General features: G+C 44.6%; 15 protein-coding genes. 9 read left to right on the top strand and 6 right to left on the bottom strand.

Annotation, left to right across the window (positions count from 1 at the left end):
* Nucleotides 1-169 precede the first annotated feature (169 nt).
* The gene (gene dtd, locus J699_RS09455; protein ID WP_009508821.1) at nt 170-610 is read left to right on the top strand and encodes a D-aminoacyl-tRNA deacylase; all 441 of its coding nucleotides are present in this window, start codon (nt 170-172) and stop codon (nt 608-610) included.
* Between the two features lie 51 nt (nt 611-661).
* Here the strand turns inward: dtd and J699_RS09460 are convergent, their stop codons facing one another.
* The 3 genes from J699_RS09460 to serB all read right to left on the bottom strand — a co-directional run bounded on the left by J699_RS09460 (nt 662) and on the right by serB (nt 3,253).
* A complete protein-coding gene (locus J699_RS09460; protein ID WP_005228046.1) occupies nt 662-1,141 on the bottom strand; it encodes a hypothetical protein in 480 nt (159 codons plus the stop codon).
* Nucleotides 1,142-1,289: 148 nt separating this feature from the next.
* Nucleotides 1,290-1,625, bottom strand: a complete 336-nt coding sequence (aciT, locus tag J699_RS09465; protein WP_005228048.1) for a ciprofloxacin tolerance protein AciT — start codon at nt 1,623-1,625, stop codon at nt 1,290-1,292.
* Nucleotides 1,626-2,032: 407 nt separating this feature from the next.
* A complete protein-coding gene (gene serB, locus J699_RS09470) occupies nt 2,033-3,253 on the bottom strand; it encodes a phosphoserine phosphatase SerB (protein WP_005228049.1) in 1,221 nt (406 codons plus the stop codon).
* 68 nt (nt 3,254-3,321) lie between these two features.
* Between serB and J699_RS09475 the strand changes: the two genes are divergently transcribed.
* The 8 genes from J699_RS09475 to glmS all read left to right on the top strand — a co-directional run bounded on the left by J699_RS09475 (nt 3,322) and on the right by glmS (nt 11,592).
* Complete coding sequence (locus J699_RS09475; RefSeq protein WP_165569302.1) at nt 3,322-4,614, top strand: DUF4175 domain-containing protein; 1,293 nt, start codon at nt 3,322-3,324, stop codon at nt 4,612-4,614.
* Nucleotides 4,615-4,868: 254 nt separating this feature from the next.
* Nucleotides 4,869-5,990, top strand: coding sequence for a bifunctional 3,4-dihydroxy-2-butanone-4-phosphate synthase/GTP cyclohydrolase II (gene ribBA / locus J699_RS09480; protein ID WP_005228053.1), 1,122 nt, complete (start codon nt 4,869-4,871; stop codon nt 5,988-5,990).
* A gap of 11 nt (nt 5,991-6,001) precedes the next feature.
* Nucleotides 6,002-6,472, top strand: a complete 471-nt coding sequence (gene ribE, locus J699_RS09485; protein ID WP_004659764.1) for a 6,7-dimethyl-8-ribityllumazine synthase — start codon at nt 6,002-6,004, stop codon at nt 6,470-6,472.
* A gap of 3 nt (nt 6,473-6,475) precedes the next feature.
* Nucleotides 6,476-6,925, top strand: coding sequence for a transcription antitermination factor NusB (gene nusB / locus J699_RS09490; protein WP_005060316.1), 450 nt, complete (start codon nt 6,476-6,478; stop codon nt 6,923-6,925).
* A gap of 13 nt (nt 6,926-6,938) precedes the next feature.
* Nucleotides 6,939-7,856: a thiamine-phosphate kinase gene (thiL, locus tag J699_RS09495; RefSeq protein WP_032868382.1), complete on the top strand. Its 918-nt coding sequence runs from the start codon at nt 6,939-6,941 to the stop codon at nt 7,854-7,856.
* Nucleotides 7,834-8,355 carry a phosphatidylglycerophosphatase A gene (locus J699_RS09500; protein WP_032868380.1) on the top strand — a complete coding sequence of 174 codons (522 nt, stop codon included), beginning with the start codon at nt 7,834-7,836 and terminating at the stop codon, nt 8,353-8,355. The genes thiL and J699_RS09500 overlap by 23 nt, the downstream gene beginning before the upstream one ends.
* Nucleotides 8,356-8,376: 21 nt before the next feature.
* Nucleotides 8,377-9,741 (top strand): bifunctional UDP-N-acetylglucosamine diphosphorylase/glucosamine-1-phosphate N-acetyltransferase GlmU, encoded by a 1,365-nt coding sequence (glmU, locus tag J699_RS09505; protein ID WP_032868378.1) that lies wholly within the window; start codon nt 8,377-8,379, stop codon nt 9,739-9,741.
* 12 nt (nt 9,742-9,753) lie between these two features.
* Nucleotides 9,754-11,592 carry a glutamine--fructose-6-phosphate transaminase (isomerizing) gene (glmS, locus tag J699_RS09510; RefSeq protein ID WP_032868376.1) on the top strand — a complete coding sequence of 613 codons (1,839 nt, stop codon included), beginning with the start codon at nt 9,754-9,756 and terminating at the stop codon, nt 11,590-11,592.
* Between the two features lie 85 nt (nt 11,593-11,677).
* Here the strand turns inward: glmS and J699_RS09515 are convergent, their stop codons facing one another.
* The 3 genes from J699_RS09515 to pncA form a co-directional block, all read right to left on the bottom strand.
* Complete coding sequence (locus J699_RS09515; protein WP_005282267.1) at nt 11,678-12,316, bottom strand: YitT family protein; 639 nt, start codon at nt 12,314-12,316, stop codon at nt 11,678-11,680.
* A gap of 202 nt (nt 12,317-12,518) precedes the next feature.
* On the bottom strand, nt 12,519-12,983 hold the full coding sequence (locus J699_RS09520; RefSeq protein ID WP_005228065.1) for an Lrp/AsnC family transcriptional regulator: 465 nt from the start codon (nt 12,981-12,983) through the stop codon (nt 12,519-12,521).
* Between the two features lie 86 nt (nt 12,984-13,069).
* Entirely contained in the window at nt 13,070-13,708 is a 639-nt protein-coding gene (gene pncA / locus J699_RS09525; RefSeq protein WP_032868374.1) for a bifunctional nicotinamidase/pyrazinamidase, read from the bottom strand.
* Nucleotides 13,709-13,767: the final 59 nt, after the last annotated feature.

Here is a 13,767-nt window from a genome sequence, read left to right as displayed (position 1 = left end):
TCCTGCACGGGGACTATACAAACAATTTAACAATAGATAAAAAAGATAATTTTAATAAAACAAATCGAAAAATAAGATCAAGCATTGCGGAGCCTTTTCTTGGGTCACGCTGCAACCGTATTAAATCTGCTAGACTGCGCAACTGACTGAACATTTAATCTTTAATTTTATGCGCGCATTAATTCAACGCGTCCTCGAAGCCAAAGTAGTCGTTGAGGGCGAAACGACAGGTGAGATTCAACAGGGCTTACTGGTGTTCTTGGGACTGGGCAAGGAAGATACCTTAGAGAAAGGCCAGAAGCTGATTGACAAGATTCTGAAATACCGGATTTTTGATGATGAGCAAGGCAAGATGGGCTGGAATGTCGGTCAGGCCAATGGCGGGATTTTATTGGTCTCTCAATTTACCTTGATGGCTCAAACCCAAAAAGGCTTACGTCCAGACTTTGGCCCAGCCATGCCGCCAGCCCAAGCCAAGGCATTGTATGAGCAGTTGGTGGAATATACCCGTCAACAATTCAGTCATGTGCAAACCGGAATTTTTGCAGCAGACATGAAAGTTCATTTAATCAATGACGGACCAGTGACCTTTAATCTGGAAGTTGAATAATTTAAAGATATAAAAAAACTCCCGAAATGGGAGTTTTTTTTTAGGGCATTTTTATTTGCCTGTTTTTTCTTTAATAAATGCACGTGCCTGACGGATTTTTTCTTTTACCGGTTTTGGCACTTTAGGTGGAATCAGTTTTGCAGCCTGGTTAAACCATACCAATAAGCTGAAGTCGCCTTCCATTTTAATGCTGCCATCCTGCATACCGGTCATGAATGCAGTCGGGTCGCCTTTCAACAAGGTTTTTACACCTTGCTCACTTGAAGCAAACTGCAAAATAAAATCGGCCTGCTCCGGTTGACCAGCGACCGTATCAATTTTGCCACGATTCACAATAATCTGGCGGGCAAAGCCGGCATCTGTACCGATCTGAATACGGAACTCACGGTCATGAACCAATTCAATAAACTTTGGGCTAGTGCGTGCCAATTGCTTCATACGTAACGCTAAACCTGCCACCAACAAATCCAATGGATCCGTGCTGACATCAACGATCGGTAACTTAACCACAGGTAAAGAAGAAAGCTTCATGACAATTATGCCTACAGTATTATGATGAAATTTAAGACAACAGTATCCTAGCATAATTGTCCAGTTGTCTGTAAAAGCTTTGTTGCAGAAAATTAATACAAAAAAGGCATGCTGAGCATGCCTTTGATGTTGTTCATATTATTATAATTTATCTGCTAGAACATTGTTGCTGGTCATCCTTATAAACCGGGGTATGTTCAATATACTGACGATTCGCCAGTTGTTTTTGTGCCTGTTTATCTTCACGTAACAGAATAAATGTAACCATAATCATCGCAAGGCTCAATGCGGTGAGATAGCTATAGGCGACTGACATCTCGAATATGGTTTGCGCACCAAAGCGTACCACTTCTAACAGTCCCCAGCACAGCATACCTGCCAACATAAAACCTAACCAACGACGATAAGGAGAAAAGAAAACAGCAATAATTGCGACAGCGATTAAGCCAAATCCAACCAACATGGTGAAATTCGCTGCTTCCATAGAAACCTCCGTCTTAAAAAGGATGGTCTGTCATTGTGTCCAGACCTCTATATTGTTCTGTAATCTCAAACAGTACTTGGTGTTGCATTAACGTCTGTATGCATTATGGAGGGTTTTTTTTAGAAAAAAAGAGCCTGAAATTAACCTTACGACATAAGCTGTCGCAATATGCTTTTGTCATTACATTTTTTAAAATTACAAAAGCCCCAAATCTCCATATAGCATCAATTGTGGCGTGTCATTACAAAAAACTATCGATGTTTTAAGGCTTAAAAAAACTTTTTTCAGAAATTTTTTATCGTTGTTTTTCTATACATTTAGACATAAATATGACGGAATCATGACGTGTTAGAAATGAATAAGGCCGCTTAAAAAGCGGCCCTATTTTCACACCCCAAATTGCTGTTTTAAGCGCGATTCAGGTCTTTATCATGCATACCCAACAAGTACAAAACACCATCTAAACCCACACTGGAAATGGCTTGATTGGCATTTTGGCGAACTAAAGGTTTGGCACGGAATGCCACCCCGAGACCGGCAATCGAGAGCATCGGTAAATCGTTGGCACCATCGCCCACTGCCATGGCCTGTTCCAAAGAAATCCCCATTTTCTCCGCTAGCTGGCGAAGCAGTTCAGCCTTACGCGCACCATCGACAATGGCGCCTTTGACCTCACCTGTCACCACACCATTTTCAACGTCGAGAATATTGGCATGTACTTCATCGATTCCTAATTTTGCTTGCAGGTATTCAGCAAAATACTGGAACCCACCCGATAAAATTGCGGTCTTGTATCCTAAGGCTTTCAAGGTTGAAATCAGGCGCTCCGCCCCTTCAGTCACGGTTAGCCGTTCTGCAATTTTAGGTAAAACTGAAGCATCCAGACCTTTGAGTAAAGCAACACGGGCACGGAAACTTTGCTGGAAATCCAGCTCACCCAGCATGGCACGCTCGGTAATTTCCGCCACCTTGGCACCTACCCCCGCCTCGAGTGCCAGTTCATCAATCACTTCTTGCTCAATCAGGGTAGAGTCCATATCGAAGCAGACCAGACGGCGATTACGGCGATAGGCATTATCTTCCTGTACCGCCACGTCAATATTCAACTCACCTGACAAGCTCAGGCAGGCTGCTCGCATGGCTTGCGCATCGAGCATCTGTCCACTCAGTCCAAACTGAACACAGGCCCGGCGTGGGAAAGGACTCTCGGTATCCAGTTCCAGACGTCCGGACAAACGCGTGACCGTTTCAATATTAAAACCCTGACTGGACACGATTTTTGTCACCGCCTGCAAATGCGCAGCGGTAAGTTCCGGAGCCAGTGCCGTCACGATATAACGGGTTCGTCCGCCTTCACTCACCCATTGATCATATTCTGCGTTGGAGATTGGTTTAAATCGCACTGTTAGGCCAATATCATGTGCTAAAATCAGGATCTCTTTCATTGCCAATGCAGTAGCAGTCTCATTATCCGATGCAACAACGATCCCGAGGGTCAGTTGATTGTGGATAACGGCCTGACCTACATCAAGTATTTGCAAAGAATGTACGGATAGTACCTGCATTAATCGAGTAAACTGATTCGGTTGATCGGGTCCTAGAAAGGATATAAGAATGATTTCTCGCATGAATTGACTCGTGGTTGAGCGACAACTATTGTATGTAAGAATCATAACATAACCGAACCTAAATCTATTTGCCTTGGAAGTTTAACTTGAATGCGCCTCGCCAAGGGCTATTTGCTAGCCTACTGATCGTAAGTTTTGCATTGCATACCTTTTTATTGGTGATTGCAACGACACATCAACTCAATGAAAACCGCGCCAGCCAAGGGCAACTGATGACCAGTCAGTTAGTGGCAGATACGCTTTCGGAACTGGACCCCGCCAATACCGTTTCTTTGGCACTGGTCGCGAATCGTTATGCCACCAATCCAAGTGTTGCTTCGATTCGTATTCTGGATGCCAATAAGCAAGTGCTTGCTACAAGTGGTATGTCAAAAACCCGCCAAGGCGAAGTATTTGTTCGTGATGCATTGCAAAACGAGAAAAAGGTTGGCACGGTTGAAATTACCCTGATCCAGCCTAGTATCGGTGAAATCTTACGTACCCAGTGGTTAGCGATTTTAGTATCGTTATTTATTCATGGCCTGATCTGGCTGGCTTATCGTGCCATTGCCCGTCCAACCCGCAGTGAATATCTGGCGCGTATTAATCAGGAAAATCATCTGAAGCATGAAATTCAACGTTTAACTCAGGCATTGGCGCTGGAAAAACAAAATACCGTAACGTTGGTCGCTCAGGCGCAACAGCAGGCCAAAGCACAAAGCAAGGCGCGCGTCGAGAAACGTCCAGCAGAAACGGTTCAACTGGATGATCAGGCCCTGGCTTTGAACATTCAGTTCTATGATCCAAAACAACTGCTGAACAGTGTCAACCAGTCTGTATCGGTGCCGTATTTTAAACTGTGTCAGTTGTTTCTGGATAAGAGTATCGATTTATGTGCCAAGCATTATCAAATCGATGCCGCTAAAATTCAGGTGACACAAGAGTTTGATAGCGAAGGTGCTACCCTCACCACCAATACAGAACACGCTCAAGCACTCGAGTGCCTGATGATGGTCGGTGCCGTGTTCCAGCTGTTGTCGGATGTCCTGTATAAACGTTATCGCGAAGATAAACGTTTTGCCTTGCAAACCCGTGGTGCGGTTGCTGGCGCGGTGGATGCCATGCAGCTGGATGCGGTTGAAGCAGCGAAACGCTTAACTCAACATCTACATGCCAAAGAAGCGGCTTTACACCTGAATCATGATCAGCTGAAAACTATTCAAAATAATTATGAACTGGTGGCGATGCCAAACCCAAGCAACATCATGACCCGCCATGCATTCATGATTAACGGTATGAATGAGGCCTGTGCAACCGTAGCACAGACGTTACGTACTGAAATCCTGATGGGCAAAAAAGCCAAAGCAGCGACTGAATCCTGATTCAAGCATCGCAGCTTAAGTTTAAATAAGGCTTTGTGAAATGACAAAGCCTTATTTTTTTCCACTCTACATTCATCTTAAAATCAGCTGAAAAAGTACAAGGCCACCACTTCAGATCAAGCCAAGATCTGCTTTTGCACATGGCATATTTGAATTGATCAAGAAGCACAGGCGAAATTTTTTAAAATGCGGTAAACTATGCCAGATTTATCGAATACTAGAGCCTTAAAAGGCAACATCAAAGGTGAAAGCGAATGCCGCTGAGTCGTGTTGAAGAGCTTGTCGCAGATATTCGTGCAGGCAAAATGGTCATCCTGATGGATGATGAAGATCGTGAGAATGAAGGTGACCTGGTCATCGCCGCAACGCATGTTCGCCCTGAAGATATTAACTTCATGATTACCCATGCACGTGGTCTGGTCTGCCTGACCTTAAGCCGCGAGCGTTGTAAGCAACTCAATCTGCCATTAATGGTAGATCAGAACGGCGCACAGCATGCGACCAACTTCACGCTTTCCATTGAAGCAGCAGAAGGCATTAGCACCGGTATTTCAGCAGCTGAACGTGCGCATACCATTCGTACCGCGGTAGCTGCCCATGCCAAGCCAAGTGATATCGTACAGCCAGGACATATTTTCCCATTGATGGCCCAACCGGGTGGTGTGTTACACCGTGCAGGTCATACCGAAGCAGGTTGTGATTTAACCCGTTTGGCGGGTCTTGAACCGGCATCCGTGATCTGTGAAATTATCAATGATGACGGTACCATGGCACGTCGCCCTGATCTGGAAGTGTTTGCAGAAAAACATGGTTTAAAAATTGGGACCATTGCAGACCTGATTCATTACCGTATGACCAATGAGCAAACCGTTGAACGTTTGTCTCAAGAAAGCATCGAAACTGAATACGGCGCATTTGAATTGTACAAATACCGTGAAATCGGTAATCCGGACATTCATGTTGCCTTGGTCAAAGGCGAACCGAAACAGGGTGTCACCACCGTGCGTGTGCATGGTTTCAGCCCGATTCGTGACTTGTTAAAGCTGAATAAAGCAGACGGTTCACCGGCATGGAATCTTGATCTTGCCATGAAAACCATTGCTGCAAGTGATCGTGGCGTGCTGGTCTGGATCGGTCAGGATCATTTAGAAGATTTAGGTCCGGCATTAAATAGTTTGAATCAGCCAAAACCGCTGAAATCGAATGCCGCACTGTCTCATCAATACCAGACCATTGGTGTTGGTGCACAGATTTTACGTGACTTGGGTGTTGAGAAAATGAAGTTGTTGAGTTCTCCACTTCGTTTCAATGCCTTGTCAGGATTTAATTTAGAGGTAGTGGAATACATCACTGCCGATCAAATCACAGCAAAATAATCGAGGTTGCTATGGCAATTCGCCGTATTGAAGGTTTATTACATCTCGCAAGCGAAGGTCGTTATGCGATCTTAGTCGGTCGTTTCAACAGCTTCGTGGTTGAACATTTACTTGAAGGCGCAATCGACACGTTAAAACGTCATGGCGTTTCAGAAGATGCGATTACGGTTATTCATGCGCCAGGTGCATGGGAACTGCCGATCGTTGCGAAAAAATTAGCGGCTTCAAATAAATTTGATGCCATCATTGCCTTAGGTGCAGTGATTCGTGGTAGCACACCACATTTTGATTTTGTTGCAGGCGAATGTGCGAAAGGTTTAGGTGTGGTTGCACTTGAAAGCACAATGCCAGTGATCAATGGTGTCTTGACGACAGACAGCATTGAGCAAGCAATTGAACGTTCTGGTACGAAAGCAGGTAACAAAGGTAGCGAAGCTGCATTGACTGCAATCGAAATGGTTAACTTATTAAAGGCAATTTAAAGCATGTCGCAAACACTTCAGGCCGCTTATGCAGCGAAACGCAAAGCACGTCGTTTTGCTGTACAAGGGATTTATGAATGGCAAATGAGTCATAACCCTGTACACGAAATTGAAGCACGTACGCGTGTTGAAAATGCGATGCACAAAGTTGACCTCAACTATTATCATGAATTGCTCACTCAAGTGGTTGCTCAACATGAAGCTTTAGATGAGCTCCTCATCCCGGTACTTGACCGTGAGTTATCTGCCCTCGATGGTGTAGAGCTTGCAACTTTGCGTTTAGGCGCTTATGAACTCCGCGATCATCTCGAAGTGCCGTATCGTGTTGTACTTGATGAAGCAATTGAATTAGCGAAACACTTTGGTGGTGCAGATAGCCATAAATACATCAATGGTGTATTAGACCGTCTTTCATCAAAACTTCGTGAAGCTGAAAAACAGCAAGCAAAATAACAGGCTTGTTTACATGGCTGAGTTCTCTATTATCGAGCGTTACTTTAAGCGCACATCTACTCAAGATGTAAGTTTAGGCATCGGTGATGACTCAGCCATCGTCACTCCCCCTCCCGCACAACAACTGGTAATCTGTGCAGATACACTGGTTGCTGGCCGACATTTTCCCCTAGATACTGTAGCGCATGCGATTGGCTGGAAAAGTGTCGCCGTCAATTTATCGGATCTGGCGGCCATGGGCGCAAAACCCCACAGTATTTTACTGGCACTCAGCTTACCGACCGTAGATCATGACTGGCTGGCCGGATTTAGCCAGGGGCTTTTCGATTGCTGCGATCAATTTGGGGTCAGCCTGATCGGGGGCGATACCACCCAAAGTACCCAACTGACTATCAGTGTGACTGCTCTAGGCTGGATTGAGCATGGTCAGGCTATCACGCGTGCAGGTGCTCAGGTTGGCGACTATATTTGTGTCAGTGGACAAGTCGGAGACGCAGCCTTTGGCTTGCAACATCTTGGACATGCCCTGCAACAACGTCTGGACTATCCAACACCACGCTGCCAACTCGGCCAGCAGTTGAAAGGCTTGGCCTCCAGCATGATTGATGTGTCCGATGGCCTGGCTCAAGACCTGGGTCATATTCTCAAGGCATCCCATGTCGGTGCAAAATTACAGCTCGACCAACTTCCGTTGGATTCATCACTAAAACAACTCGATCTGCAACAGGCTTGGCATTATGCCCTTGCTGGCGGTGATGATTACGAATTATGCTTTACAATATCACCGCAAAACTTTAAAGAACTGTCGCGACAACAATTAGATGTTCCGATTACAATAATCGGCGAAATTACCCAACAAACTGGATTGTTATTTGAGTATCAGGGCGAACCTTGCCCGTTACATGTTCATGGATACCAACACTTTGCATAAACCTCCCATTCACTTTAACCAAATGACTTGGTTTGACCGTTTCATCGTGTTTTGCGGTGTCGGTTTCGGTTCTGGTTTAGCGCCTAAAGCACCCGGGACATTTGGTTCGGCCTTTGCCCTGTTATTTACCCCGCTCTGGGTTTATCTCGGTCTGTCTGCCAGTATTATTGTCGTGATTTTCATGTCCTTGATTGGCATTTACATCTGTGGACATACCGCTAAAGTGATTAACGTTCACGACGATGGACGTATTGTATGGGACGAGTTTGCAGGACAATCCATTACCTTGCTGCCTTTACTTTATTTACAACAAGTAAACTGGGTATGGGTCATTGCCGGTTTCATTCTATTCCGTATATTTGATGTCTGGAAACCTTTCCCGATCAACTGGGCAGACCAGAAAGTCTCTGGCGGCTTCGGAATCATGCTGGATGACATCATTGCAGGTCTCTGGGCAGCATTATGTATTTTTATTATCCATTTTTATATTTTGACTTAAGCCATTGAATTAGAGTTAGTTATGTCAACAACTGTTATTATTCTTGCAGCAGGAAAAGGAACGCGAATGCGTTCAAAATTACCAAAAGTATTACAACCACTTGCAGGACGTCCATTGCTTGGACACGTGATCCAGACCGCAAAAAAGTTACATGCCGATAAGATTATTACGATTTATGGACATGGCGGCGAGCTGGTTAAACAACGCTTTGCAACTGAACAGGTTGAATGGGTTGAGCAAGCAGAACAATTAGGTACCGGCCATGCGGTCCAAATGACCTTACCGGTACTACCACAAGACGGCATTTCGCTGATTTTATCCGGTGATGTTCCGTGTATTCATGCCAATACCCTACAAAAATTATTAGATGCCGCTACACAGACCGGCATTGGCTTGGTGACACTGACGGTAGAAGATGCCACAGGCTATGGCCGTATCGTCCGTCAAGACGGTAAAATCCAGGCCATTGTTGAGCATAAAGATGCCAGCGAAGCACAACGCCAGATTAAAGAATTTAATACGGGTATTTATGCGGTGAGCAACGCAAAACTGCATCAGTGGTTGCCTCAACTTTCCAATGAAAATGCCCAAGGCGAATATTACCTGACCGATATCGTGGCAATGGCCATTGCGGACGGTATGGAAGTTGCCTCTGTTGAACCAGAACTGGCCTTTGAGGTAGATGGTGTCAATAACCGTCTCCAGCTGGCGACGCTAGAACGTCAATTCCAGCAACAGCAAGCCAAAGAACTGATGGAACAGGGCGTGCATTTGATTGACCCGAATCGTTTTGATTTACGTGGCAACCTCAAGTGCGGTCAGGATGTGCAGATTGATATCAATGTCATTATTGAAGGTGACTGTGAACTGGGTGATAACGTCCAGCTCGGTGCAGGCTGTATCTTAAAAAATACCCGTATCGCTGCCGGAACCAAAGTACAGGCCTATAGTATTTTTGAAAATGCGGTTGTAGGCGAGAATACCCAGATTGGGCCTTTCGCACGCTTACGTCCAGGCGCCAATCTTGCCAATGACGTCCATATCGGTAACTTTGTTGAAGTCAAGAATTCCAATATCGGTCTGGGTTCTAAAGCCAATCATTTCACTTATCTAGGTGATGCTGACATTGGTGCAGGCTGTAATATTGGTGCAGGCACCATTACCTGCAACTATGACGGTGCCAACAAACACCGTACCATTATTGAAGATCATGTCTTTATTGGAACCAATAACTCACTGGTTGCACCGATCAGAATCGGTCAGGGTGCGACTACAGGTGCGGGATCTACCTTAACACGAGATGTAGCTGAGTGTAGTTTGGCTGTGGAACGATCAAAGCAGTTTGAAAAAGCGGATTATCAACGTCCCCAAAAACTGAAAAAATAAGAGGATAAAATTATGTGTGGTATTGTTGGTGGCGTTGCTGAACGTTGTGTAACTGAGATTCTGATCGAAGGTCTCAAGCGTCTGGAATATCGTGGTTATGACTCTGCAGGTTTAGCCTTATTGAATAAACAGCAAATCTTGCGTGAACGTCGCGTGGGTAAAGTGGCTAATCTAGCTGAAGCTGTAGCAGAACAACATTTAACCGGCAATGTAGGGATTGCACACACCCGTTGGGCAACCCACGGCAAGCCGACTGAAAACAATGCGCATCCGCACGTTTCTGGCAATGTTGCAGTAGTCCATAACGGTATTATCGAAAACTATCAAGAACTTAAAGATGAATTACAAGCTTTGGGTTATGTCTTTACCTCACAAACCGATACCGAAGTTGTGGCGCATCTGGTGAATGATGCACTCAAGCAAACCGATAGTCTGCTAGAAGCAGTACAACAGATTACTCCTCGCCTGAAAGGTGCTTATGCACTGGGTATTGTGCATACCGCACATCCAGACGAATTGATCACCGTACGTGAAGGTTCACCCCTGGTGATTGGGGTCGGGATCGGCGAGAACTTTATCAGTTCTGACCAGTTGGCCTTATTACCTGTGACCAATCGCTTCGTTTATTTAGAAGAAGGCGATATTGCACGCTTAACCCGTAACAGTATTGAAGTTTTTGTTAACGGCGAGCCTGTACAGCGTCCGGTCAAGGAATTAGATGCGACCGTTAGCAATGCGTCTAAGGGTGAATATAAGCACTTCATGCTCAAAGAAATTTATGAGCAACCTGAAGCGATCCAGCAAACTATTTCTCAGGCATTGAATGGCAATAGCTTACGCGAAGATTTCCTCAATCATGCCGATGCAGATTTCAGTAAAATCCAGCAAATTCAAATTATTGCCTGTGGTACCAGTTACCATGCCGGCATGATTGCCAAATACTGGTTCGAACAATTAATTGGCGTACCGTGTCAGGTTGAAATCGCAAGCGAATTCCGTTACCGCAGCCCTGTGATTGTGGCAAATACCTTGTATATCTGTATTTCTCAATCTGGTGAAACGGCAGATACCTTGGCTGCATTACGTGAAACCCAAAAACGTGCCAAAGCCAATAACATTGCCATCAGCACCATGACCATCTGTAACGTTGCGACCTCTTCTATGGTGCGTGAAACAGATCATCATTTACTGACACTGGCGGGCCCTGAAATCGGAGTGGCTTCAACCAAAGCCTTCACCACGCAACTTGCAGCATTGATGTTATTGATTCTGAAAATCGGTCAGGTGAAACAACGCCTGTCTGATGCACAGCTCAATGAAATCACCACTGCATTATGGCACTGCCCGAAAGTGATTTTGGATACCTTACAGGGTGATACTGAAATTCTGCGTTTGTCAGCACTGTTCGTTGAAAAAAATCACTGCCTGTTCTTGGGTCGTGGTACGCATTTCCCAATTGCACTTGAAGGCGCATTAAAGCTAAAAGAAATTTCATATATTCATGCTGAAGGCTATGCCGCAGGTGAATTGAAGCATGGTCCACTGGCTTTGGTAGATAATGAAATGCCGGTAGTCATTTTAGCTCCGCAGGATGACATGCTCGACAAACTCAAATCGAACATGGAAGAAGTACAGGCCCGTGGCGGTGAACTGTTTGTTTTCGCAGATGAAAATAGCGGTATCCATGGCAAAGACCGTCAGCATGTTGTGCATGTTCCAGCTGTCAATGAATGGTTAGCACCGATCGTTTACAGCGTCCCGGTACAGCTGTTGTCTTACCATGTGGCCGTATTACGTGGAACCGATGTCGATCAACCGCGTAACCTTGCCAAGAGTGTAACAGTAGAATAAAGAGAGAAAGAGAAGAAGGGTTCGCCCTTCTTCTCTGCTTTTACAGTTTATTAATTCATATAAAAACAATAAATTTAAAATAATTTTATGCAATATAGCGTGTGGTTTTATGATTCAGCAAAATAATCGAATTAAGAATAACCACCCCCATAATAGAAACCAGAATCAACTTCCAGTCGACAAATAATAGTGACGTGAGCAAAATTGCCAGATCAATTCCCAACTGTACCTTACCTGCTGGAATGTTGAAGCGTTCCTGTAAATATAAAGCCAGTAAATTGATACCGCCTAAACTGGAACGATGTCTAAATAAAATCAGGAAACTCACCCCCATCAAGACATTGGCAAAAATCGCCGCATAAATCGGATGAACATCAGAGAGATGAAAAAATTGCGGAATGAGGGCAGTAAACCCGGCCAGCAAGGCAACAGCGATAAAGGTTTTTACCACCAAAGCCATCCCCATTTTCTTATATGCAAAATAATAGAACGGGATATTGATAAAGAAAAATAAAATACCAAATTTGATGTCGGTAATATAATGCAGTAGCAAAGACAGACCTGCTGTACCGCCCGTCATAATGCCGGCTTGCTGTAATAAGGTCATGGCAAAAGAAAGGATAAATGTTCCCGTCAACAGTGCCAACGCATCTTCAATTTTGGAATGTTGGTCAATAATAGGCACGACTGGACTGACCAGAGATACATTTTGCTCGGTATTCATAAAGATACAACTCAATCACGGAACAGCAGAAGGGAGAGATGCCTTTCAAAGAAAGGGCGGCATATTTGATCATTTTTATTCTAAATACGCAATTTATTCTTATATTTTTGCCATAAATGCAATTTATATTCAAAATAAGCCATTCGGTATAAACAGCCTATTTGCAATCAGCGCTTGTTCCCCGTTCATGGGAAATCCGTTTTTATTTAATCGCGATCCCGTTTTCCTTGAGCTTTTCCAAAACAATCGAGGTATTCAGATTGCTGACGCCAAAGGTTTGGGAAGAAAGAATACCAATCAATTTGACCATTTCATCCAGATTTTTCACCGCAACTTTCAGTGCAAAATCATAACTTCCGGTCAGTTTATGAATGTCTTTCACTGCCGGTTCATTCAGAAGAAATTCCACAAAACGATCGTGGGTCGCATCATGATAATTCTGTAATTTCACTTCAATAATGCCCATGATCGGCGCAGGATCAGCGCTCAATGCAATTTGCGCATAATAGCCGGTAATGATTTTTTTCTGTTCCAGCTGCACACGACGGCGTGAACATTGTGAGGTCGACAAACCTACCAGTTCAGCCAGTTCCTGATTGGCCAAACGACCATTCATTTGTAAATGATGAATAATTTTCTGATCAAAATCATCGAGTTCGACTGTCATAAAGTGCTCAATTCTGCCTTAAGTTATGATTTAGCGGATGCTGATCCATCATTTTCCAGCAGTTTAACGCCTTTCGCTCAGGCAGCTCAAGCTGATGCCAAAATCGCACCCGACTGAATACGCTGCACACCCTGCGCCAACATGCTCTGCCATGCACTCTGCAATGAACCGTTTAAATCTATGGCTTTACAGGCATCCTCAATCACATAGGTTGTAAAACCCATCTGTACGGCATCCAGTGCTGTCCATGCCACACAAAAATCAGTGGCAATTCCCACAATATAAACCGTATCAATTTGATGTTCTTTTAAATAGCCGTTGAGACCGGTCGGTGTTTTACGATCTGCCTCCATAAAAGCAGAATAACTGTCAATCTCGGGGTGAAAACCTTTACGGATAATCAACTGCGCCGTTGGAATATCCAGCGCCGGATGAAATTCGGCATCCACTGTGCCCTGCACACAATGCTTGGGCCACAATACTTGGGTGCCATAAGGCAATTCAATCGTTTCAAAAGGTGCTTTATTTTCATGATGATCGGCAAAGGAAATATGCTGATCCGGATGCCAGTCTTGGGTCAGCACCACCATTTCAAACTGTCGCGCCAGCTGATTAATGAGTGGAATAATCTGATCGGCATCCGTGACTGCCAAGTTTCCACCCGGGGTAAAGCCGTTTTGTACATCAACGACAATGAGTGCGCTGTGTTTCACATGTGTATGCATATTGTGATTCATTCTGGATTGCTGGCTCCTTTCTAACATACGCTGCTCTTTATCGTCTG

Origin of the sequence: Acinetobacter sp. 1000160 (assembly GCF_000588715.1) — a bacterium.
Lineage (GTDB): Bacteria > Pseudomonadota > Gammaproteobacteria > Pseudomonadales > Moraxellaceae > Acinetobacter > Acinetobacter courvalinii.
Note: the sequence above shows the minus strand (reverse complement) of the source record. Positions and strands in the feature narration are given on the sequence as shown.

Excerpts from the sequence above, each read along its gene's own strand:
- J699_RS09515 (WP_005282267.1), bottom strand. The coding sequence starts at position 12,316 with ATGAATACCGAGCAAAATGTATCTCTGGTCAGTCCAGTCGTGCCTATT.
- glmS (WP_032868376.1), top strand. The coding sequence starts at position 9,754 with ATGTGTGGTATTGTTGGTGGCGTTGCTGAACGTTGTGTAACTGAGATT.
- glmU (WP_032868378.1), top strand. The coding sequence starts at position 8,377 with ATGTCAACAACTGTTATTATTCTTGCAGCAGGAAAAGGAACGCGAATG.
- J699_RS09460 (WP_005228046.1), bottom strand. The coding sequence starts at position 1,141 with ATGAAGCTTTCTTCTTTACCTGTGGTTAAGTTACCGATCGTTGATGTC.
- dtd (WP_009508821.1), top strand. The coding sequence starts at position 170 with ATGCGCGCATTAATTCAACGCGTCCTCGAAGCCAAAGTAGTCGTTGAG.
- thiL (WP_032868382.1), top strand. The coding sequence starts at position 6,939 with ATGGCTGAGTTCTCTATTATCGAGCGTTACTTTAAGCGCACATCTACT.
- pncA (WP_032868374.1), bottom strand. The coding sequence starts at position 13,708 with ATGCATACACATGTGAAACACAGCGCACTCATTGTCGTTGATGTACAA.
- ribBA (WP_005228053.1), top strand. The coding sequence starts at position 4,869 with ATGCCGCTGAGTCGTGTTGAAGAGCTTGTCGCAGATATTCGTGCAGGC.
- nusB (WP_005060316.1), top strand. The coding sequence starts at position 6,476 with ATGTCGCAAACACTTCAGGCCGCTTATGCAGCGAAACGCAAAGCACGT.
- J699_RS09520 (WP_005228065.1), bottom strand. The coding sequence starts at position 12,983 with ATGACAGTCGAACTCGATGATTTTGATCAGAAAATTATTCATCATTTA.
- J699_RS09500 (WP_032868380.1), top strand. The coding sequence starts at position 7,834 with ATGGATACCAACACTTTGCATAAACCTCCCATTCACTTTAACCAAATG.
- aciT (WP_005228048.1), bottom strand. The coding sequence starts at position 1,625 with ATGGAAGCAGCGAATTTCACCATGTTGGTTGGATTTGGCTTAATCGCT.
- serB (WP_005228049.1), bottom strand. The coding sequence starts at position 3,253 with ATGCGAGAAATCATTCTTATATCCTTTCTAGGACCCGATCAACCGAAT.
- ribE (WP_004659764.1), top strand. The coding sequence starts at position 6,002 with ATGGCAATTCGCCGTATTGAAGGTTTATTACATCTCGCAAGCGAAGGT.